The organism is Priestia sp. MDV22-iso46 (genome assembly GCF_058629175.1).
Genome location: NZ_JBZVWT010000011.1, coordinates 35,895 through 58,841 on the forward strand (window position 1 = coordinate 35,895; position 22,947 = coordinate 58,841).

General features: G+C 32.1%; 20 protein-coding genes. 13 read left to right on the forward strand and 7 right to left on the reverse strand.

All coding sequences use genetic code 11. The features are described from left to right. The first annotated feature begins 145 nt into the window (after window positions 1-145). Window positions 146-1,078, forward strand: coding sequence for a tyrosine-type recombinase/integrase (locus AC4NPH_RS27150; protein WP_098314848.1), 933 nt, complete (start codon window positions 146-148; stop codon window positions 1,076-1,078). A gap of 1,067 nt (window positions 1,079-2,145) precedes the next feature. After that, window positions 2,146-2,721, forward strand: coding sequence for a DUF3967 domain-containing protein (locus AC4NPH_RS27155; RefSeq protein ID WP_074684264.1), 576 nt, complete (start codon window positions 2,146-2,148; stop codon window positions 2,719-2,721). Between the two features lie 580 nt (window positions 2,722-3,301). Here the strand turns inward: AC4NPH_RS27155 and AC4NPH_RS27160 are convergent. Continuing rightward, a complete protein-coding gene (locus AC4NPH_RS27160) occupies window positions 3,302-3,586 on the reverse strand; it encodes a hypothetical protein (RefSeq protein ID WP_081113345.1) in 285 nt (94 codons plus the stop codon). A 1,021-nt stretch (window positions 3,587-4,607) separates the two neighbouring features. Between AC4NPH_RS27160 and AC4NPH_RS27165 the strand changes: the two genes are divergently transcribed. From AC4NPH_RS27165 to AC4NPH_RS27185, 5 genes are all read left to right on the forward strand, one after another. Further along, window positions 4,608-5,768, forward strand: coding sequence for a S8 family peptidase (locus tag AC4NPH_RS27165; RefSeq protein WP_098314847.1), 1,161 nt, complete (start codon window positions 4,608-4,610; stop codon window positions 5,766-5,768). A 409-nt stretch (window positions 5,769-6,177) separates the two neighbouring features. After that, the gene (locus AC4NPH_RS27170) at window positions 6,178-6,828 is read left to right on the forward strand and encodes a DUF1796 family putative cysteine peptidase (RefSeq protein ID WP_328230543.1); all 651 of its coding nucleotides are present in this window, start codon (window positions 6,178-6,180) and stop codon (window positions 6,826-6,828) included. Between the two features lie 419 nt (window positions 6,829-7,247). Next, window positions 7,248-8,339, forward strand: a complete 1,092-nt coding sequence (gene wecB, locus AC4NPH_RS27175) for a non-hydrolyzing UDP-N-acetylglucosamine 2-epimerase (RefSeq protein WP_029319773.1) — start codon at window positions 7,248-7,250, stop codon at window positions 8,337-8,339. After that, the gene (locus AC4NPH_RS27180; RefSeq protein WP_029319771.1) at window positions 8,332-9,318 is read left to right on the forward strand and encodes a polysaccharide biosynthesis protein; all 987 of its coding nucleotides are present in this window, start codon (window positions 8,332-8,334) and stop codon (window positions 9,316-9,318) included. The genes wecB and AC4NPH_RS27180 overlap by 8 nt, the downstream gene beginning before the upstream one ends. Beyond that, a complete protein-coding gene (locus tag AC4NPH_RS27185) occupies window positions 9,319-10,143 on the forward strand; it encodes a dTDP-4-dehydrorhamnose reductase family protein (protein WP_097813205.1) in 825 nt (274 codons plus the stop codon). A 238-nt stretch (window positions 10,144-10,381) separates the two neighbouring features. Here AC4NPH_RS27185 and AC4NPH_RS27190 read toward each other — a convergent pair whose 3' ends face one another. The 4 genes from AC4NPH_RS27190 to AC4NPH_RS27205 form a co-directional block, all read right to left on the reverse strand. Then, complete coding sequence (locus tag AC4NPH_RS27190) at window positions 10,382-10,576, reverse strand: SPOR domain-containing protein (protein WP_097813206.1); 195 nt, start codon at window positions 10,574-10,576, stop codon at window positions 10,382-10,384. Window positions 10,577-10,972: 396 nt separating this feature from the next. Beyond that, entirely contained in the window at window positions 10,973-11,596 is a 624-nt protein-coding gene (locus AC4NPH_RS27195) for a DUF1796 family putative cysteine peptidase (protein WP_097813207.1), read from the reverse strand. Window positions 11,597-11,791: 195 nt separating this feature from the next. Continuing rightward, window positions 11,792-12,709, reverse strand: a complete 918-nt coding sequence (locus AC4NPH_RS27200; protein ID WP_098197425.1) for an NAD-dependent epimerase/dehydratase family protein — start codon at window positions 12,707-12,709, stop codon at window positions 11,792-11,794. Window positions 12,710-12,839: 130 nt separating this feature from the next. After that, window positions 12,840-14,057, reverse strand: coding sequence for a glycosyltransferase family 4 protein (locus AC4NPH_RS27205; protein WP_491939299.1), 1,218 nt, complete (start codon window positions 14,055-14,057; stop codon window positions 12,840-12,842). A 224-nt stretch (window positions 14,058-14,281) separates the two neighbouring features. Here AC4NPH_RS27205 and AC4NPH_RS27210 point away from each other — a divergent pair, with 224 nt between their 5' ends. From AC4NPH_RS27210 to AC4NPH_RS27220, 3 genes are all read left to right on the forward strand, one after another. Next, window positions 14,282-15,196, forward strand: coding sequence for an NAD-dependent epimerase/dehydratase family protein (locus AC4NPH_RS27210; protein WP_098314846.1), 915 nt, complete (start codon window positions 14,282-14,284; stop codon window positions 15,194-15,196). A 359-nt stretch (window positions 15,197-15,555) separates the two neighbouring features. Continuing rightward, window positions 15,556-16,281 carry a glycosyltransferase gene (locus AC4NPH_RS27215; protein WP_098314845.1) on the forward strand — a complete coding sequence of 242 codons (726 nt, stop codon included), beginning with the start codon at window positions 15,556-15,558 and terminating at the stop codon, window positions 16,279-16,281. Between the two features lie 584 nt (window positions 16,282-16,865). Further along, window positions 16,866-18,113: a glycosyltransferase family 4 protein gene (locus tag AC4NPH_RS27220; protein WP_098197421.1), complete on the forward strand. Its 1,248-nt coding sequence runs from the start codon at window positions 16,866-16,868 to the stop codon at window positions 18,111-18,113. 44 nt (window positions 18,114-18,157) lie between these two features. Here the strand turns inward: AC4NPH_RS27220 and AC4NPH_RS27225 are convergent, their stop codons facing one another. After that, on the reverse strand, window positions 18,158-19,228 hold the full coding sequence (locus AC4NPH_RS27225; RefSeq protein ID WP_097813213.1) for a glycosyltransferase family 4 protein: 1,071 nt from the start codon (window positions 19,226-19,228) through the stop codon (window positions 18,158-18,160). Between the two features lie 318 nt (window positions 19,229-19,546). Here AC4NPH_RS27225 and AC4NPH_RS27230 point away from each other — a divergent pair, with 318 nt between their 5' ends. The 3 genes from AC4NPH_RS27230 (at window position 19,547) to AC4NPH_RS27240 (ending at window position 21,327) form a co-directional block, all read left to right on the forward strand. Beyond that, entirely contained in the window at window positions 19,547-20,266 is a 720-nt protein-coding gene (locus AC4NPH_RS27230; RefSeq protein WP_074684252.1) for a glycosyltransferase family 2 protein, read from the forward strand. Between the two features lie 277 nt (window positions 20,267-20,543). Next, window positions 20,544-21,092, forward strand: coding sequence for a DUF2642 domain-containing protein (locus AC4NPH_RS27235; protein ID WP_253203264.1), 549 nt, complete (start codon window positions 20,544-20,546; stop codon window positions 21,090-21,092). Window positions 21,093-21,108: 16 nt separating this feature from the next. Beyond that, a complete protein-coding gene (locus AC4NPH_RS27240; protein ID WP_074684250.1) occupies window positions 21,109-21,327 on the forward strand; it encodes a hypothetical protein in 219 nt (72 codons plus the stop codon). On the opposite strand, the gene AC4NPH_RS27245 is transcribed toward AC4NPH_RS27240, so the two are convergent. Further along, window positions 21,324-22,610: a glycosyltransferase family 2 protein gene (locus tag AC4NPH_RS27245; protein ID WP_098314844.1), complete on the reverse strand. Its 1,287-nt coding sequence runs from the start codon at window positions 22,608-22,610 to the stop codon at window positions 21,324-21,326. The two genes, AC4NPH_RS27240 and AC4NPH_RS27245, sit on opposite strands and share 4 nt — an antisense overlap. Window positions 22,611-22,947 lie beyond the last annotated feature (337 nt).

Here is a 22,947-nt window from a genome sequence, read left to right on the forward strand (position 1 = left end):
GGCGTGTTTTAATATTTTTAAACGGAATTTTTTTTGCGCGAAAGGTAAATTTAATATACAATATACGTTACTTAATTTAGTTGACGTTTTGATTTTTATATTCATCCATAGTATATTAAATTTACCAATAATGGAGGTGTTTTATATGGATATTCCTCTTCTTGTTCAACATTTCCTTATTCATTTACATGAAACAGGGAAAAAACATTCTACAGTTTCCATGTATAAACATGATTTGATGGCGTTCTTCAAATGGTTAAATCAACACTCCCCTGATATAACGCCAGGAATCTTGCCAGAAGAGAAAAGTTGTTACGAAGAATACCTTACCTATCTGAAAGAAAAAAACTTATCAGAGGCCAATTTAAGGCGTGTGGCTTCCCATCTGAACAGATTGTTAGAATATCATAATTTAACGGATCAATTTGGAACGCTTAAAGCTACAACAAAAAAGCAGAGGGATTTAGTTGAAAGTGACTTTATAACTAAAAAGGATACCTTTTCGCTTTTAAACTCTGTTGTCAGTAAAAAAAATCTGACAGAAACTCAATTGCAAATACATAAATATATAGCTCCTCGTAATTATTCAATTTTAATTCTAATGCTTCATTACGGCCTTACACTTAATGAAGTGGTATCTTTAAATATAAACGATATTAACTTTAGCCAAAATGAATTAACTATTATAACTAACAAAGGAAAACGTGTCTTAAACCTTTCTAAAGACGATAAAAAAATAATATACAATTACTTTTCAAACATACCTGCCTTATTTAAACCTAAAGATTATACAGACGACCCTTTGTTTCTTTCTTTTCATCCTCAGAAGATGGTTTATTGGTACGATTATAATTTAAACAAGCCTAAAAGAATTAGTCTAATTGGTGTAAAGCGGATGATTGAGAAAGAAGTTAAACGCTCAGGTATACAAGCTAAGGCAAGATCAACACAGTTTCGAAACAGTTGTATACTAAATAAAATCTGTGAAGGATATTCAAATGAATACCTTATCACCTACTTTGGTTTGTCTAGTCGCCATGCTTTGTATCGATATAAGAAATACCTAAAAACAAAATAAGCAAAGTTCCTATTTTGGTTCAAAATGCATTTTTTATTAAGTTAAACTTATTTTCTATTAAAATCGCTAAATTAAAGTATTTTTATATAATGAGTTCAACTTATATTCTCTTTTTATTGTGCCTAACTCTAAAAAAACCAATAAGTTAAACTTAAGTTTAACTTATTGGTTTGGAATAAACGCAGCCACTTTTATTAAATCGAAATTTGTTGGTTAGATAGATTAATAATAAAGCATTAATCTAAGATATTTTAAAAATATCTTAGATAAGCGTCTATATTTAAATGGTTATCATTCTGGAATTTAAATTGAATTTCTATTCTTGATTTAAAGCTAGATAAAGTACATTCTAGAATCATTATCATGCCTTAATTACCAAGGCTTTAATCAATTCAAGATTTAGTTATTTACAAACAAGAATACTTGAAAAATATCTAATAACATAAATAGAGCAATCTATGAAGAAGTTGAGCTTATCTATACATCTGGGGAATGGAGTCCATATAAAAAAACTAGTTGTTTCATTAATTTACAATAAGGAATAATATCACTTTATTCTCCACTAAAATATATGGTTTTGAAAGTAACTTTCAATCTGGAATAAAAACTAGTGTAAGTGCATTCTAGAATCACCAAAAAGCCTTTTGTAGATTGGTTTGCAAATACTCTAGTTTTCTAGATATCAGAGATAATTTAAAAATAATTCTCATGTATATAAAGTATGTAAAGATCTCCAAGTAATTCTATCTCGTACATTTATAAGAATTATATATAAGAGATTTCGAGGAGAATAATAGGCATTTCATTAATATATAAAATAAATATTCCCCCCTTGAAAATTTCCTGTTTTTATCTAGAATTAAAAGAAAGAAGGTATAAACGTTATTCCAGAGAATTAGAATATCAATAAATAAAAAAGAATTTTTTGCTTTTATCTAGAATTAAACCAGAAATATAAATCTTGATTAATATCTTGTACATCTAGGTTCTAGATTCACGAATAATCCTTTTGTAACAATGTTATATGCCATCTAGATTTTTTATTTAGAAAGGAGAAGTCTAGAAAAATGTCCAATAACTTAGATGAAGAAGTTGTTTACACTCTGAAAGATACGGTGAAATTAACTGGATTAAGTATTGATTTAGTTAGATTGTATGAAAAAGAATTTAATCTCCAGATTCAAAGAACAGAGGGAGGCCACCGAAGATATACTAAACAGAATATTGATTTGCTAATTGAAATCAAGAAAAGAATACAAGAGCAAAATTGGAGTTATAAAATGATTAACCAATGGCTTCAGGGAGAAATCATACCAGAATCTATCGAGGTTCAATCAAAGCTCGAAAAAAAGGTGGAATCTCTCGAAGATAAAGTTCAAGAATTACTTAATCGTTCTGAAAAAGATGAGCAGTTTCAATTTGCACTTATTCAACGTTTAGATGAACAAAGCAAGCTTATAAGACAGCTTACAGAAAAGTTATCCTCTCAAGATAAATATATTGAAAATAATCTAGAAAAAAGGGACGAGAAGTTAACTAATGCTATTCGAGAAATTAGTGATACAAAGAAACTAATTGCAGCTGCTCAGGAAAACCTAGAATCAAAACCTAAAAGCTTTTGGCATAGGATTTTCCGTGGTTGAAAACTCTATGGGTATAGTATCTAACCATGTTCCTCTAGGCGGCCAAGTTGCACGAAAGAACGTAATACTGTGTAATGAAATACAAAAATGTTCTAGGATGTTAAATAATAGTATGTAAGTGAAGGTAACTGAAAAGACCCTTATCTCCTGAGAGGTGAGGGTCTTTTTTATGTTTACTCTGTTTACCTTTAGTTTATGTAAACTTGCGGAAACTAAAAAAAGAAAATAACTACTTTTTCTATAAAGAAGTGATCTTTTCAAATACAATTTGGTTATGTATTCTATAATATCCCTAAGCCTCCTCACAAAGGAGAGCTGTAAGAAATTCTTTGTTCTCAGAGGTTAATGCTCTTCGTACTGAGCAAAATTTTCTTGAATTAAAAGCTAAAATTTTGCACAGACCCCTTAATTAGTTGTGCATAAAATAGTGCAGACATACAAAATTCTAATTACACCAACCAGGCAGTAGACTGCTATATCCCAAGATCCTTTTCTTAGTAAAAGAAAAAAACTACTGGCTTAACACAGTAGTTTTTTTAGTTTTCTAATTTATTAAAACTTTGCAAATAGCCCGTCCAAATTACATTGTTCCAGATACTCTACTGATACTAATAGTATCTAAGCTAGTTGAAGTAATATTACCATCTTCATTCACCCAGACTAAAAATCCATCGCGTATACGGATAAATGTACCAACTCCGTTAAGTTGATTTCCAGCAGAAAAAACTTCAATTCTATCACCTTGTCTTAAACCATCCAAACGAAAACCATTCGAAGATGTCCCACGGTTACTTGAAGAAGTACGGCGCTCGTCAGAAGTACGTCGTGAGCTACGACGCTCATCAGAAGTACGATGTTTTGGCATGCAATCACCCCCTAAAAGAGATACTACATGATATGAAAAAAATTGAAATCTGTATAAGCAAAAAGCTCAATTATTATTTGTTTTACTAAAAATGGTTAAATAATCTAGTTCTACTCTACTTATTTAGTCTTATTAAATCATTCTAATTACATAATATTTTTTTAGAGTATTAAAACTTGTTCAAAAACTTGTATTTATCTTACATATTATAAAGTGTATAATCCCAAAAGACTAAAAATCCTTATTATGGAACAAAAGAGTTGGAAATACGTATATATTATACTGAATACACACCTTAAGATAAGAAGTACTATCTAAGAATATTATCTAATTATGAAAAAGTAAGAACCATAATTAAGGTAATTTTTAGTGACATTATAATAAACCAGGTAATTGGAATAAGTTTTCTTCCTAAACCGAAATCTTTTTTTATCACCATAATGTAATTTATATATCTTTCCTCACAAATTATAAAAACGCACTTTTCCTATATGCTTTTATTGTAAAATGTAATTTTTATACATTAATTTAAAAGAGGGCACAATCCTAATTTACTAAAAATAGCCCAGGCAAACTTGATGATTTTTTCTATAATAGTCAATGTAGCATCATTATAAATATAAAGAGGGGGATTAGCCATGAAAAAAGCAAGAAAATCTGTGGGTAATAAAACGAAAATTTTCTTAACATTAACATCAAATAATTCAGGCAAAATTGCCAAGAAGCGTTGAGACATTCAACTAAATTTTATAAGAAAAAAAACAGCTGTCTTCGTTTGAGGATAGTTGTTTTTGTTTTATTGATTTATCCACTCCTTGAGGATCAGTATTTTCACAAACCGAGGTCTACAGAACTGTAATTAAAGAATTCAGTAATACATTGCTTACGAATATATCTTTATACATATTTTAACCTGAATTTATAAATTCAATTAATGTTTTCATAAGTAATACGTTTGTCCAATCCTTTCTAACGGAACATGAATATTCTATAAGTACTCAGTTCTTTAGGAGGGAAATAGATGCTTAATTGGCTTGTTATTGTCTCATCTGTATTCGTTATTATATTGTTATTTTACACTGTGAAATATATAGTAACACTCTTACAGTTAGGTTCTTCAGAATTTACTAAGAACACTCAAATAATCGTTAAGTTTAAAGAAGATGTGTGTGAAGAAACACAGCTAAAAATCCATCATAAGCATAAATGTACAATTTTAGACCACAACAAGGAACTTGACTTTCAAGTTTTACATTCTAAAAGGGATATTAATACACTTATTAAAATTTATAATAAATTAGAAGAGGTAGAATACGCAGAACCAAATCATATGTTGAAAGCCTTCTATACACCCAATGATCCTTTTTTCGCCTATCAGTATGGCCCTCAAAAAGTACAAGCTCCTGATGCTTGGGATGTTACTACCAGTAACGGAAATATAAAAATTGCTATTATAGATACAGGAGTTCAATTAAACCATCCTGAGTTAGCTATTAAGCTTTGGCCTGGTTATAATTTTGTAGAGGGGAATTTAAATCCTAACGATGGTAATGGTCATGGAACTCATGTAGCTGGTATTGCTGGAGCTCTTACAGAAAATAGTTTAGGTATTGCAGGGATAGCTCCTTCAGCATCTATAATACCTGTTCGTGCTCTTGATAACAGCGGAAATGGAACCTTGAGTAATATTGCAAATGCAATTACTTACTCAACAAATGCAGGAGCTAAAGTAATTAATTTGAGTTTAGGCTCTTCTCAAGGATCAATTACTTTAGAGAATGCCATTAATCACGCCTGGAATCAAGGGGTGGTTATTGTAGCTGCGGCTGGAAATGAAGCTTCTAATACACTAACATATCCAGCTGCTTATCAGAACGTAATTGCTGTCGCTTCTACAGATATAAACGATCAAAAATCTGATTTTTCTAATTATGGTACTTGGGTAGAAGTATCAGCTCCTGGTTCAACTATCTTATCCACTTACACAGGAAGTTATTATGCGTATTTAAGTGGTACATCGATGGCCTGCCCCCACGTAGCTGGATTAGCAGCATTATTAGCAGCTCAAGGGAAAAATAATGTACAAATTAAAAATACTATTTTATCTACCTGTGATCCAGTACCAGGCACAGGCTCATATTGGACTTACGGAAGAATCAATGCAAATCGAGCAGTTCATTAACTCTTCTAAATTAATGAAAAAACTATTGGCATATTAAATACCACTACCAATGTAAAAAATATAACCATACACTTTTAAAAGCACTGACCTTATAGGAATATTCAGTGCTTTTTATATTTTAGTGTAAATTAATACTTTATATGAACATGAATCTAGAAATAACTAAACAAATTGCCATCTGAACGTATTTAGCTATATACCCTAAATTTTAAAATAAGTGGGGGATAATTTTTAGATAGTTATCCACTTTTCTTAGTTACTTAAGACCTATTAGGATTAAGTTTCTCTAAGTCTGTAGTTACTTTGTCCAAGCAAAAATAAATGATTTAGCATTTACTATAATAGAACTGTTAAAAGTAAAGGGATGATTATATTGAATTTACAAGATATTAGAGGATCTTATGATTTAATGTTAGGGTTAGGCAGCTGGTGTGGTCCCTCTCTTAATTTAAGAAGACATAATTGGAGAAGATTTTCGTTCCCTTTAGACTGGATGATATCTAATTCAATTTCTGATGTGAGTAGATTGCTAAGAAATAGATTTACTGGATTTATGGAGTTTCAAAACTTGCAGCGAACTGACGGTTATGCTCATTTTCTCGATGATGGCGTAGCAATCTTTCCTGAAGAAGGAGGAACTGAACCAGTTAATGCTCACTTCATTCATGATACTTACTACAATATCATTTCTGTCCATGATTTCCCTATCATTCCAAACGTGGATTGGACTGTAATGTACCCTTCCTATAAAGAGAAACTCTATCAGCGAATAGCTAGATTTTTGGAGAAAGTCGAAAATAGTTCCTCCATTTTATTTATTAGATGGGGAGCAGCTAGTCCAGAAGAAGCTATAGAATTAAAATCTGTAATATCAGGGTTGACAAAAGGGTCGTTTAATATATTACTCCTTCAGCCGGCAGAGGGACTTAAAAACGTTATTGATATGCATTGGACGATTGATGGGGTCTGTTCTGTTCAAGTACCTATGGATGACCCAAATAATGAACTAGTATGGGATTATGTATTAAACGGAGTAAGTTTGAGTAATTATTGGGATTAGCATTTAAGATAGAGCATATCTTTTTTATCGCCATGATAATGAAGATAAAAAGAAAGAGTCATTATAAAGAAAGACAGCAGAACTTCCTAAAAAGCTTCTGCTGTTTTTCTTTATAATGTTTGGATAAATAAATATCCCTTTTAAATTTATTTATAAGCCCAATACGCAACTCTTTTTAACGCTATTTTTAAAGTTTTACAAAAGAATAATAAGCTCTAAAGAAAGCCTTATGTTTATAGCGCCTTCCTTCCACTTCACTTAAAAAATTTTATAAATTGGGTAGCTAAGTTTTTATTGGGAAGATTAATAGATTAGCCTATAGCAAGAAACAAGGGTGAGCATATTTTAATAAATAAGGGGGCGAATACGAAATAGAGCAGGTATTTATGCTCAAATAACATGAATAGGGTGTGTATACAATGAAAGTTATGACCATTTTGGGTACAAGACCCGAAATTATACGTTTAAGCCTCATTATCAGAAAACTGGATGATTACGCTACAGAACACATTTTGGTGCATACAGGACAAAATTTTACCGCTTCATTAAGCGAGGTATTTTTCCAAGAATTAAATGTTCGCCAACCAGATTATATATTGGCTAACCAACAACTTACCCTAGGGGAACAGTTATCAAAAATGTACAAAGAGCTAGAAGGTATATTTTTGAAAGAAAAACCGGACAAAATTTTAGTATTAGGTGATACTAATAGTGGTCTAAGTGCGATTTTAGCTGAAAGAATGGGTATACCAGTTATTCATATGGAAGCTGGAAATCGTTGCTTTGACTTAGAAGTGCCTGAAGAAAAGAATCGACGAATTATTGATTCTATTTCAAGTTTCAATCTTCCTTATACTCCCCAAAGTAAAGAAAACTTACTTAGAGAGGGTATCCCCTCTAATCGAATTATTGTTTCTGGAAACCCAATTAATGAAGTTTTAACGTATTACAAATCTAGAATAGAAGATAGTAAGATTCTTAACAAATTGTCCTTAAAAGAAGGAGACTACTTTTTAGTTACAGCCCATCGTGCGGAAAATGTTGATCATGAAGATCGATTACTGGAAATTATTAAAGGGATCAACATGGTGGCCGAATATTACCAAAAAAGAGTCATATGTAGCATACATCCTCGTACAAAGTCTCGAATAGAACATAGTTCACTTGTTAACATTCACCCACTAGTAGAACTTCATAAGCCATTTGGCTTTTTTGATTTTGTAAAACTTGAAAAAAACGCTTACTGTGTCTTGACAGATAGCGGTACAGTACAAGAAGAATGCTGTTTATTTCACGTTCCTACTGTAACCATTCGTAAAACAACTGAAAGACCAGAAACAATTGAATGTGGAAGTAATATGCTTTCAGGAATAAGTGCTGATCAAATTTTAAGCTGTGTCCATGTAATGGTTAATCAATTAAAAAATTGGTACTATCCCGAAGGGTACGGTCATCTAAACGTTTCAGATAAAGTGATTAAAGTAGTATTAGGAGGAATAAAAGGTGTTTGAAAATAAAACTATTTTAGTGACAGGCGGTACAGGTTCATGGGGATACGAATTAGTTAAACAACTATTAACACATAACCCTAAAGAAATCCGCGTTTTTTCAAGAAATGAGTCCAACCAATTCACAATGAAGCAAGAGTTTGACAACCATCCTAAATTAAGTTTCATAATTGGTGATATTAAAGACAGAGAAGCAATAATGGAATCCTGTCAAGATGTGAATTATGTTTTTCACTTAGCTGCTTTAAAGCATGTTCCAGTATGCGAAGATCAGCCAATTGAGGCATTGAAAACAAATGTACATGGAACACAAAATGTAATAGATGCAGCTATAAGTTGCAATGTAGATAGAGTTGTCTATATTTCTACTGATAAAGCATCAAACCCCGCTAACTTCTATGGCTTATCAAAGGCGATGGGAGAAAGGCTAATTATTCACGCTAACACATTAAATACTAAAACTAAATTTGTTTGTATACGTGGCGGTAATGTACTAGGAACAAACGGGAGTGTTATTCATGTATTTAAAAAGCAAATTCAGGAGAAAGGGAAAATCGGCATTACGGACCCGAATATGACCCGCTTCTTTCTAACTTTAGAAGATGCAATAAAACTTGTTTTTAAGGCGACATTTGAAAGTCTGGGCGGAGAAATTTTTGTTATGAAAATGCCTACTTGCAAAATTATTGACCTAGCTAGTGTATTGATAGAGGCTTCTGGTAAAGAAACGATTGAAATTGAAACATTAGGTATACGACCTGGAGAGAAAATACACGAATTACTTTTATCTGAATATGAGAGTACGACCACTGTCACATATGATGATGAATATTTCGTTATTTTACCTCCAATCCATATTGAAGGCTTAAAAGAATATTACGCACCATACACCCTTGTAAACCTAGAAAAATATGATTCAAGTAAAGAAACAATTAGCAAAGAGGCAATTAGAGAAATGTTGCTGAAAGGCGGTTTTATTTAAATGAAATTATTGATTCTTGGTGGAAAAGGAATGGCAGGGCATGTAATCACAAGGTATTTCATGCTAAATTCAAATTATGATGTATCCTATACATCAAGAGATCCTAAGGATAAAAATGGAATTTACTTGGATATAACAAATTTTAAAAGGCTCGAGGAAACTATCGACGCTATAAAGCCAGATATTATTATCAATTGCATTGGAGTCTTAAATGAACACGCAAGTAATAATCCTATGCGTGCTTTTCAAATAAATAGCTTACTACCGCATCAATTAGCTAAATTAATTGAACGTTATCAAGGTAAGTTAATTCATATTAGCACAGATTGCGTATTTTTAGGATTAAAAGGGGATTATACAGAAAACGATTCTCCAGATGGTACATCGGTATATGCTCAATCTAAACAACTTGGTGAAATTGTTGATAATAAGCACCTAACAATCCGTACTTCAATAATAGGTCCTGAACTGAAGGAAGGTGGAATTGGTCTATTTCTTTGGTTCATGAACCAACGGGGAATAATAAAAGGGTATAAAAAAGTTTTTTGGAACGGAGTAACAACCTTAGAGTTAGCGAAGGCAATTGAATTTTTTATAGAAAATAATGTTACGGGATTATATCATCTACATTCAAAGCAAAAGTTATCAAAATTAACATTATTAGAATTGTTTAAAGAAGTTTTTGAGAAGGATGATATTGAAATAAGTCCCGACGAGGAAGTAGTATTAGACCGAACAATCATTAGTACCCGCACAGACTTTTGTTACACCCCTCCAGGTTACAGAGAGATGTTAAATGAATTAAAAGAATGGATGTCTAAATAATTCCCTCTAAATAATAGAAATGATAAAGAAAGCCACACTAAAAATGATGTCCTTTTTTATCTCGTCCTATTGTTTGAAGTTTTGTGATTTATTTAAACATTCATTTTTAAATAATTAAATTAAAGGGGTAATAGACAGCCAATTATTTCAAAATGAAGCTAATTAGCTGTCTCTTTTTATAATACCTTATTTGTTGTGTAACTCTTATAATTATAAAAGCTAACTTAGCATAACCCATTCAGGAAGAGCTAGATCTTTTAACTTGTTCAGGAATTACATACACTGTTAAACCATAACGCTCTTTTATTTCAGTTGCAATTTGATCTGCTGTTACTTTATCGTTAAATGCTCCTGTTATCACGCGGTAACGTTGTTTTTGAGTGGAGTTATTATCATTACTATTATGAGTCTCTTGAAAGTGATTATTATCCATAATACACCCCTCCTTATTTGCTTACTATGTTATAACTAAGGATAAGTTAATTTAAATACTTAGTTACAAACAGATTTATCAGTTGCTCTTTACCATAGTAAGGGCACCCTTAAAAAGCACCCTAACATCCTTAGAAGAGATGCCTTAAATGAAATTGAATAAAAATTCGTTTCAACTTGTCCAATAATCTTCATGTTAATTATATTTAGAGAAAACAATTTATACGGTATAACTGACTTAGAACAAAATAAAGAATAAATTCTATGTATTTACACTAATACCTCAGCACATATCCTCCCTTTAAGTTTAATAATTGCTCTTACTAACAGCAAAAGTTCATAATTATATAAAAATTACCCCCTTTATAATTAGGTAAGAGAAGGCTCCTTCATGTAATTATAAAAGGGTAATATCAGCTAGTATCATTTTCCAATAATGATTATTTGCATTCCATTTATCATGATTGGGCAGTTCAATAGCACAGACTCTTTGCAGAGACCAACTCTTTTCAACTAAATGGTCCACATCCGTATGATTAACAATAAGAATTCTAAAATCATTGGCAATCATTCCAGATAAGATAGCTTCAAGCTCAGCAACTTCCTCAAAACTTGCTTCAGTTCTTATAAACAGGATTCTTTGACTTGTGGACAACTTCTCTAAAAAGCGCTGAATTCTTCTATCATATTTTTCTTTGACTTCAGCATAGCCACCTAAATGGGTAAGTGTATTTTTATCTGTTTTAAAATCATGATTAAACCCTATATTATAAACTTCATCCCATACTAATAAGTCCCATTCTGATATATATTTTATAATTCTAAGGTTCTTTAGATTCAAAAAATCAGCAAATCGGTTCTGTAAGAGAACATTAACATTCTTTAAAGAAGGAGATGAGACCCAATCTAAGATTCCGGAAAATGTTCTTAAGTTGTTATCTTTAAGCTGAAGTGAAGTCAAACACAAATCCCCTAAACTGAAAATAGCGTCGTAGTGCCCTTTTATACCTTCTAAATTCATACTATTTTCCCCTTAAAATAAAATTTGTACGAGTTTATATATTATATTAAATGCACAAATCTAAAAAAAGGAAGGGCTAGTAACTACTAATCTAATAAAATAAGCATTCACACAAAGGATTATGGGTGAGTCATAGAGAAGCTTTAAGTCAAGTGAGTAAATCGACTAACTATTAAACAATCATATTTATAAATGTTATTTATTATTTTTTAAAAATGTGTATGTTTCTTTTAAGCCATTAAAGATAGAAACTTGAGACTGCCACTCTAATAGCTTATACGCTTTTTTACTATCGAGACAGCTATGTTTAATATCTCCAGGGCGTCCTTCCGTATGGCTTATATTAATTTTAGAACCATGAATCTTCTCAAGCTCCTTTAATAGACGATTCACAGAGGTTCTCTGCGTAGTACTAGCATGAATAACCTCCTGGTGGCCTTTGTCAATAGCAGCTATATTTGCCTGAACAATATCTTTTACGTAAACAAAATCACGGGTTTGTTCGCCGTCACCATGAATATTTAGCATAGTTCCTTTATTTAGTCTATCTAAAAATACTGCAACTACTCCTCCTTCACCCTTTGGGGTCTGCCTAGGTCCGTATACATTTCCATAACGAAGAATTGTATAAGATAGTCCATATAAACGCGAAAATAGGCGTATATATGACTCGGCTGCTAGCTTAGATAACCCATAATAAGAAATGGGTACTGTAGGATCCATCTCGGTAATTAAATCTTTTTGTAACTCTCCATAAACAGCTGAAGTGGATGCAAATATAATTTTATCAACAGAAGCATCTCGACAAGCCTCAAGTATATTGATAGTCCCCTTTATATTTACATCAGCATCGTACTGGGGATCATTGATAGATCTTGAAACATCCGCCTGAGCAGCCAGATGAAACACTATATTTGGCTTTTCTTTGAGAATAATTTGTTTAGTCTGCTTACTACATATATCTTCAACATGAAGAGTAGCAAGAGGATGTATATTCTCTTGCTTTCCTGAGATCATGCTATCAATTATATGAACTTCAAATCCTTTTATAATAAGTTCTTCCACAAGATGGGAACCAATAAAACCCGCCCCTCCAGTTACTATAGCCTTCATATACTATTCTCTCCTCTTTAAGTTTCAATAGTATATGTCATCAAAAAGGTCACTGTGTAAGCTCCATACCCAATACTTCGTTAAAAAGATGAATTAATTTACCTTTGCCACACTACTAAAAGTTATAAGTTTACTTCCGGTGTGAGAGAACCTTTTCGTAAACGTTCAATACCTTATCAACTGCTTTTTTTTGTGACCAATGATTTAAGGCCCATTCCTGAGCTTTAGCCCCTAAGCTATCCCTGTATTCTGGGTTTATTAATAAATTATAAATATTTTTACATAGTGAGTTTGGGTCTCCAGCAGGGTAGATTACTCCTGTTGAACCATGTTGAACCATTTCTGGCAATCCCCCTGCATCACTTACTATTACGGGTTTGCCAGCAAGTTGCGCTTCAATTACGGATAGGGGCTGATTTTCTATAAGGCTAGGAAGTACAAAGATATTAGCAAGAGATAGTAAAGAAGGGACATCATTTCTGTTGCCTAAAAAAACAACTCTTTTTCCTAGCCCTAGTGCTCTGCTCTGAGCTTTTAACTCAGCTTTTTTATCCCCATCCCCAACTATCCAACATACCCATCCTTTTTTTAACTTTTTTAATTCACTGAGGGCAGATAATAAATGATGAATTCCCTTAATCTCAACTAATCTTCCCGTATAAATAATTACTTGTTGACCAACGCGTGAACGAAGAGTTGAGGGATTCTGCATCCGCTGAAGAAAAGAATCAATATCATATCCATAATGAAATACTCTAAGCTTTTGCTCTTGAACCTGAAATTCCTTTATTAAAATATTCTTAAGCCAGTTATTTGCGACCACTGTACAGTCAGCAGACATAGCACCTGTATGCTCAAGCTCATTAAAATACTTACATGCTATATCGGCGGTAGAGGATTTCAAAGTATTTTTAACGTAGTGATTTAATTCGTGAGCCACACAACCGTGTATAGTTGCTACTAATGCTGTTTTTTCAGGTTTTAGCGGGCTAATACAGGCAGTTGACACTACATCTTGTGTATGAATTATATCGTATTGATCTATGCCTAGATTCGTAATTCCTTCCATATAACCCAGACGCTGCTTCTCATAAAATTTAACTACTTCATCTTTATATAGGAGAGGTTGATTTTTCTCTTTTTGAGCTAACTTTGTGACTAATGAAAGCTCATCTTTAATAAATTCTTGATTTTTATTAACAATATGAACTGATTCATTCCCTGCTCCATGACCAAGCAAGTCTACTTCATGTCCCAATGCTTCAAGTTCTTTTTTTAACTGTTGCATATAATTCCAAACGCCACCTACATGAGGGACTTCCCAAAATGTAGCAAGTAATATTTTCATAAATTTCTCTCCTCTTTTTATAACATCAGCGCTCCCAAATCCCCTTATATATAGGTATTCATGCAGCCGATTAATGTTATAAACTACCATTTTTATTTTAAAAACAATATTTTAATACAGTAGCATAAAGGCTCTAAATGAAAGATTTGTTTTTTTCAGCATACATCTAATATTAAGCTTAATTTAATGGGAAGTTTAAATACATTGGGTGGGATGTGAAACTGATGAACGCAAAACATAAATTATTAATTACCGGAGCAAGCGGCTTTACTGGACAACATGCGTGTGAATATTTTTCAAAATTAGACTTGGATATTATAGCCATAACTAACAAGAGAAACTTTTGTTATAAAAAAGTTAAAACAAAACAATGCGATTTATTTAATAAAAAGGGAATAAAAGACCTTATTAAACAAATAAAGCCTGATTATGTTCTCCATTTAGCAGGACAGAATGCGGTAGGTCGTTCATGGGAAGATCCTCTTAATTCCCTAGAAGTGAATGCAATGGGCACAGCATATCTTATTGAGGCTCTCCGACAAGAAGCACCAGCTTCTAAGACAGTTATTGTGAGTTCAGCTCTCCAATTTAATCCAACCTCTATCCCCACTTTTAACCATCCCTATGGCCTAAGCAAAACGATACAATCTATTTTTTCTCAGTTTTGGGCTGCCTTATATAATATGCATATTGTCATTGCTAGACCATCAAATTTAATAGGACCGGGATTCTCTACAGGAGTCTGCTCAATTTTTGCTCAGAGGATCGTAAACATGGAAAGAGGGAAAGAAGAAAAATCCTTAAACGTGAGTAATTTAAATAATCGTCTGGATTTTTTAGATGTACGAGATGCAGTGAAAGCTTATGATTGTCTTCTCAAGAAAGGGAAGTCTGGTGACATATATGATGTTTCTTCTGGTAAGAGCCATTCCTTAGGTGAAATTATAAACATATTTAGGAAAACAACGAATATTCCATTTCAAACAAAATTAGCTAATCAAAGCCCTATAGTCAATCATGTTGATCTGCACCCTGTATCTTTAATTAAATTGGGGTGGCAACCAAGAATCCCTCTGGAAACTACTATAAAGAATATTGTTGATTTTTATCGTCAACAAGTAGATGGTCTTAATAACTAGAGAAAGAAAAATGGCTACTTTATTAATTAGTCCTTTGCTAATTCTTATAAAATCTCTTGTTTGAAATTAATTAAGATTTACTTTAATCGAACCTTTTTCCTTATTCCCATTAGAGGCTGGCATATGAAAAGTGTTTTTTAGAGAGTTTTCATATCATTTAACAAGTTCTTTGCATATTCTAATTAGTGAATTAAATAAGGTAATTTCAGACTAATGGATTCCTTAATATTCCGCAAAGTATATAACTTATAATTTCCATTGCTTAAATTAAAGCTATCATTTTATAAAATTCTGGATTAAGTATGGATAATAAGCAAGTCATATACCCTGAACACAATTTATTTTTTGGAGGGTAAATAATGGGTCCAAAAGTATCAATAATCATTCCTTTTTATAACTGTCCTTACGTAGATCAGGCAATTAAAAGTGCCTTAGATCAGACATATGAAAATATAGAGATAGTAGTAATAGACGATGGTTCTACAAACTATACGGAAAAAATTATGCCATTTAAAGACAAGATTATTTATATAAGGAAAGAAAACGGGGGAACTGCTACTGCTCTTAATACTGGCTTATTTGTTGCTACAGGTGAGTATATTGCTTGGTTAAGTTCAGATGACTACTTTGTTCCTGCAAAAGTTTCTAAACAGATAGACTTCATGAATAAAAAGAAAATAGACGCCAGTTTTACAAATTTTGATTATATTAACAAAGATAATCAAGTTTTAGTTCCTTGGTGTACTAAACGCTTTGCCAACCTTGAAGATGTATATAATGCTTTTCTAACTTATAATGCTATTAATGGCTGTACGATCCTTATAAAAAAGGAAATTTTCGATAAAATAGGGATTTTTTCTCCAGATTTTCGTTATACGCACGATTATGAAATGTGGTTTCGCATGCTTGTGAATGGCTATGAAATTCATTACTTTGATGAATCCCTTACAAAATTTCGCTCACATGAGAATTCAGGAACACGTAAATATCAATCTGAAATGCAAAAAGAGATGAAAATTATTGAATATCATTACCGTCCTCTTTTAAAAAAATATATAGAATCACTTCAGTCAGATCAGTCATAAAGTGTGTATAAGTTTATAATTTTCTATACCCACAAATACCTATCTCAACCTTATTTAATAAGCTACTTCACTACTTGTTCGAATTATGAATCCCACCTAAATGATTAAAACTCTCCCTTACAAGTAGTGTTACCCCTTATTCTTAGTCTCTTTACACCTATACACATTTAAATCTTATTACATACATCCATGATCGAAATATTAAAAGAATAAGCCCCCTCCCATATCAATTAAAAATTTCTCACATATTATACATTAATGGAAGTCGATATAACTAAGATAAATTTATTTAATCTCATATAAATGTACTAAATCGGATATTATTTTTGGCCTAGTTTTTTAAGAAAGAAGGGAATTAATAATAAATGAAAGACAAAACTACTTCATCATTTGATAAAAATCTTACTGATTTCTTAGATGGGATAAAAACCAAATTGCATCCAGACTATAAAATTCCTGATCCTCAGGTTATAAATATAATTTTTAAATATACTCAGTAAGCTAGTCTAGCTTTCTACAATGTTGTTATAAACTTACACACCCAACACCAAAATATATGCAAAACAATTAAGGGATGATTATAAATGAAGATTTTATTGGTTTCCTATTATCCACTCCCCTATACCGGGGGAGTTTGGACGTTTGTATCATTACTCAAAAAATCTCTTGAAGACTTGGGGCATTCTGTCGATGTACTCAGCCATACTCCTGATACAACCAAATATCGAATTATAGGGCAAGAACCAGAAATAGAAATTGATGATATTTCTCCTTATATTAAAGAAAAGATCGTAACAGAGATGCCTTCATTACCTATAAACAGCTGGATATATAATGTTGAAATATTTCGTTATAGCTTGGAACTATCAGCAGCATATTATAATCTCCAACAATATGACATTATTCATGCACTAGATGTAACAGCAGCAAGAGCTATAAGTAGGGTTAAACCTTCACGCATTCCCCTTGTTACTAGTGCACTGGGTAACCTATCAAGAGATATTTTCTTTACCCTTAAGACCATGCATCGAAAAAAAACTGATCAACAACTGCAAGATACATTTGAATATCAATACCATAAAACCCTTGAACGTCTAGGATATCAATCTAGTAATTTGATTCATAGTCCTACGCTTTGGATGCGTAATAATATTATAGATAACTTTTCTATTTCCCCGGATAAAATAATGATTTTTTCATACGGATTAGATATTAAAAATTTTCAAGAAGATTCTATGAAATGCCCTATTATTGGACCAAAAAAGGCAAAGAAAATTATCCTGTTTATGGGGAGGCTCGTTTATTTAAAGGGTGTTCATCATCTACTTGATGCACTTGCGCTTTTAAAAGAGGATAGAGATGATTGGGAATGCTGGATACTCGGAGAAGGAGAATTGAAAGCGGAGTTGCAAGAACAATGCCAAAGTTTAGAGCTTAGTAACCACATTAGATTTTTAGGAATCTCTAATGATGTTGCTCATTTTCTCAGAGAGGCAGATATTTTTGTTCATCCTAGTATACATGATACCCAGCCTTATTCTGTCATGGAAGCTCAACTCGCAGGTTTACCGGTTCTTGTAAGCAATACGGCAGGTTTACCTGAAATGGTTGAGGTCGGTAGAAGCGGGTTAGTTTCCTCTGTTGGAAACATCCATGAACTATATGATCAGTTAAGATATTTACTTGAAAATGATATTCTTCGCAAACAACTGGCTGTCTGTACTAAGGAATGGGCGAAAGAGCGATGGTCTCTTGATACCATGGTTAATAATGTTCTGTCACTGTACAAACAGGCTAAAGGTTTGGAAACAGAAAATGAAAATCCAACTTAAATAAAATACCGGAGCCTGTAAAGGCTCTGGTATTTTATTTATTATCATATTCCAAGGGACCTAATCATAGCAATAAAATTTGTACAGTATAATTCCGGACTAAAGTTTATCTTTACATGCTGGAGAGCATTTTTACGTATGTACTCTCTTAATTGAGAATCCATTATCAACTCTTTTGCTTCTTTAACGGCTTCATCAATATTACCTAACGTATAATATTTTCCCGTTTGATTATGAATAATTGAACTTTTTACACCATCAGAGTCTGTCGTCAATACGGGACACTTACAGCTCATTGCTTCAAGAAGCGAATAAGGTGCTCCCTCCACTTTAGAGGTAGAGCATAAAAAGCCACCAGATTCACCGATCATTGAAAAGTAATTTGCCATTTCATTGTTAGGGACATTTGCGTGAAGCAGAAGATTTGCCTCTAAATTCAATTCTTTAATTAAATTTTTAAATTCAGCTCTTTCTTTTGGTTCACTTATAGTAGGATCTTCAAACATATGTAATTGTATGCCTGAATTATAATTATGAACTAATTCACTGCCTATTTTTAAAAATTCTCTCCAATTCTTATTATCTTCAATTCGTCCAATCCATGCAATATGTGGAGTATGACTTTCAGGTACGGATCGGTATGAAAACTGATTGGTATCAAAACAGTTGTTAAAACTAAAAACAGGGAAGGAAGGATAAAGTTCATCTAACAGCTGCATAATGTGAGGGGTTTTAGGGTTAAGGAAACCAGAAGCGTATTTAGTTACAAGAGGCACAGCATTTGTAAGAGCAGCTCTTGCGGTGCTTTTTGGACCGTATCCTTGTATTTCTATAATCATCTTTCCCCGATAACCTAGTGATCTAAATCTAGGTAAAGCTTGGAAATCTGAAACGATCACAATGAGACTGTAATTTCCATCATCTAATATTTTTTTTATCTCCCTGTCTTCATTTGTTACAAACGTTTGAGTGCCATGATCATTTATTGTCTTTTTTCTATTTTCATAATAGAGACAGTGGGCATTAATATTATGTTTCTTAAGAGCCTTACACCTTTGACGATTTAAAGTCTCTACGCCACCACTTGGGACATAGAATACAAACAGTATATTCATTTCTTACCCCCATTTAGTAAATTAATTTAAAAACAAAAAGTATAGATTAGATATTAAACCTTAAGATAATAAAGACTACTCTAATAAATAATATGCATAAATTGAACTGCTATTTTACTTAACTTACTAATATTATTAAATTAAAATTTTTATCCACTTTAAATGGTTAACTAAATTAATCTAACGAATATCCATTTCATATTTAAAATATGTTTCATATCTTAATAAATGGAATGTTATTTAATAAGGTATTGGAGCTAAAAGAATAATCAAATAGGATAGTAATAAGCTTAATGTTATCTGAAAGGAGAATTAAATATGTTAAAAGTATCTGTTATTGTACCTTTCTTCAACTGTCCATTTATTAGTCATGCATTGGATAGTTTACTAAATCAAACCTACAATGATATTGAAATTATCGTGATAAATGACGGATCCACTCAATATAAAGAAAAGATCGTTCCTTATTTAGATAAAATTATATATACAGAAAAAGAAAATGGGGGAACAGCAAGTGCCTTAAATGTGGGTATCAAGTTGGCCACCGGAGATTATATATGCTGGCTTAGTTCAGATGATATTTATTATCCACAAAAGATTGCTCTCCAGTTAGAATTCATGATTATAAACAATGCTTTTTTTAGCCATACAAATTACTACGCTATTAATGCAAAAGGTAATATTATAACTCCTCCTATAGGATTTCACCCCTCAAATAAGCTTGAAGTACTAAAACAAATGAGCAAGGGAAACATTATTAATGGCTGTTCTACAATGATAAATAAAAATGTGTTTACTTCTGTAGGCTTTTTTGATGAAACACTTCTTTATACTCATGACTATGATTTATGGGCGCGAATCATTCAAAAATTTGATCTTCATTATCTTTCCGAACCGCTTTTATTATCTAGAATCCATGAAAATATGGGCACTAAAAAATATGCTTCCTTTATTAAGGAAGAAAATAAAGTCGTCATTGACCGCCATAAAAATACTCTTACGCAACTAATCACAGAATATATAGCAAAAGAAAGTTGATAAACAACAATACCTTAGAGCAGTCAATACCTGATATATTCACAGTCTAAAAGTTACTTTACCAAAACAAATTGTTAAGTTTATTCTTCATACTAAAAAATTTAAATATAAACACAGAACATTTGTAATACACTTCTCTCTTGCATATACCCCTCAAATACACATAAAAGATTATTCAACCCCTGACTAAAATAATTAAAATGCTGAGCACCGAAAAAATCGGATAAGCATATTATAAAACATAGACAATAATGTAAAAAAATGCAATTAAGAAAGGATGATTATATTGGCACTATCAAGTGAAGCTAAAGCAAGGTTACTCAACCTACTTGGGACATTACAAACCTTACCCACTACAGCGACTTCTACAACTAACAATCTGTTAAACACTGCTAATTCATCAACTAATGTAACTGAGCTCCTTAACACTTTAAATACTAATGGCCTTGTGGATACTTCTTTAATCACTAATCTTTTGAACTCTACTACCACTAATGTAACTGATCTGTTAAACACTACTACCGCCAGCGCTACTGACCTGTTAAACACTACGACTGCTACTGCTACTGGCCTTCTAAACACTACCACTACAGCGACTACTAACCTTTTAATTGATCTTCTAAGACTAAGACTTCTACCTAGTTTAAACGCTCTACGTAATGATTTAACAAATCGTCTTAACCAAACAGTACAATTGTCAACAGAGTACGAGACACTTACAGGAGTTTTACTTGCCGTTCTATCAGATTATGTTGTTTTAGTCGAAAGTGATGGAACGATGAATTTTGTAAATCTAAGCAAAATTGAAACAGTAGCATCACTTTAAGGAGGAGGTTTATTATATGTTTGAAAGCTTTTTAGCTGCAGAATTAACAAAACGTATTGGGACACCAGTAGAAATTGCTATGTCTGATGGTTTTGTGGAAGGAATTATTACTTCTGTTACAGGTAACCTTCTTACTATCCTTCAGACGGTTGGATATGGTTATGGTACTACTACTACTCCACTAACTATATCTATCCCTGCAATTAACTTTGTTACTTTTTCTCCAGTTGCTTAATTAAGCAATTTTAAAAAATCGCTCCAACTGGAGGGGTTTTTTTTTGTGATGCTTAATTCATGCTCTCTCACATTATAAACTGTAAAATCTTTATATAGTAAACGATTTTCTCTTAGTAAATGATTTAATATACTAACGTCTTCATACATACGACCATCCTCAAAGTCTATAATCGGAAATCCTTTATTCTCCTTTAAAGACAATGTCCGATAGATGCGAGGGCCCAAAGGAAACGTATATGAGAGCAATTCCATTTTATTAAACACTTGGCTTCCTTTTCTAATACCTTTGTATTTTACTTTCTCTGGGTTCACCTGTTTCCAAGCTCTTAAATTACCGTAGAGAACGGCAACATCGTTCGCTAAGCTCCTTAAATAATCTCTGATAACAAAGATCGCATCAGGATCTAGCCAATCATCAGCGTCTAGTTCAACTATAAAATCTGTCTCAATATATGGGAGTAATTCATTCAAAGCTCTGGCCTTTCCACCATTCCCTTTAGTTAAAAGTTTAAATCTAGGATGGTAAATCCATTTTTCTAAAATCTTATAAGACTCATCAGTCGAGCCATCATCAACTACTAATACCTGATCTGGTGGACTACTTTGTAGAAAACATGAATTAATAGCAGTTCCTACATAGTTAGCCATATTATAATTTGATACCATTACTGCGACGGAGGGTTGAGCTGTTTGATTAGGTATTTTTAACTGATACTTTTCTATAAATTTTATTTTTTCAACATTACTTGTAGAAGCATCTTTAGAGTACTGACTAATAATACCCCTATTCTCTAGTATAAGGTGATAATGACTAACCACAGATAGCCATGAAGGTAATATGGCTTCTTTAAAAGGAACTTCGTTATCCTGAAAAAATATATTTTGTTTTAAGAAATACGTCTTTACAAAAAAAGGCCGTTGAATTGTTATATTTTTAATTGTACTTTGATAAGCCATCACTTGTTTTTCATTGTTTAACTCTAATTGTATCTCTGTTATGTTTGAATTTAAATAATCCTGGTCGTAAAGAAATAAAACATATTCACAAGATAGCTCTTTAATATAATTATTTAATACCTTTCCCAAACTATTGTTGTTTATTTTCACATATTCGATTTTCACATGCGTAGTAAAAGAATCAGCTACCTTTAACAAAAAGTCAGGTATATCTATAACTACGACCTCTTTTACCCGATTGATAATAAGATTTAAAGACGTTAAGGCCTGCTGTAATGCATTTGAGTTAGAATAACCCAGTAAAATGACTTGAATATCCTTCATAATATAAAATAACCTCCATTATACAAGGTACTGATTATAAATATTCCAATAACGGGGGTATTGATACTTTTATAAGTTTATTGTCACTAATACGGCGACACCCTAATTTAATTTTTGTATAAAAAATATCTTACCTTATGAAATTTTATTATAGTATTTGCAACTCAAATAAAAAATAATTATTTATAAGGTAACTCATACGTACTTTAACTTCTTAATGATATTAAATAATGTATGTAAATTTTATCTAGGGAAGTATAACTGATTAAATTCTATTCCTTTGATTAAGGTTTGAACTTGTACCTAAACTAATTAGTTTGTCCAAGCATAAAGACTT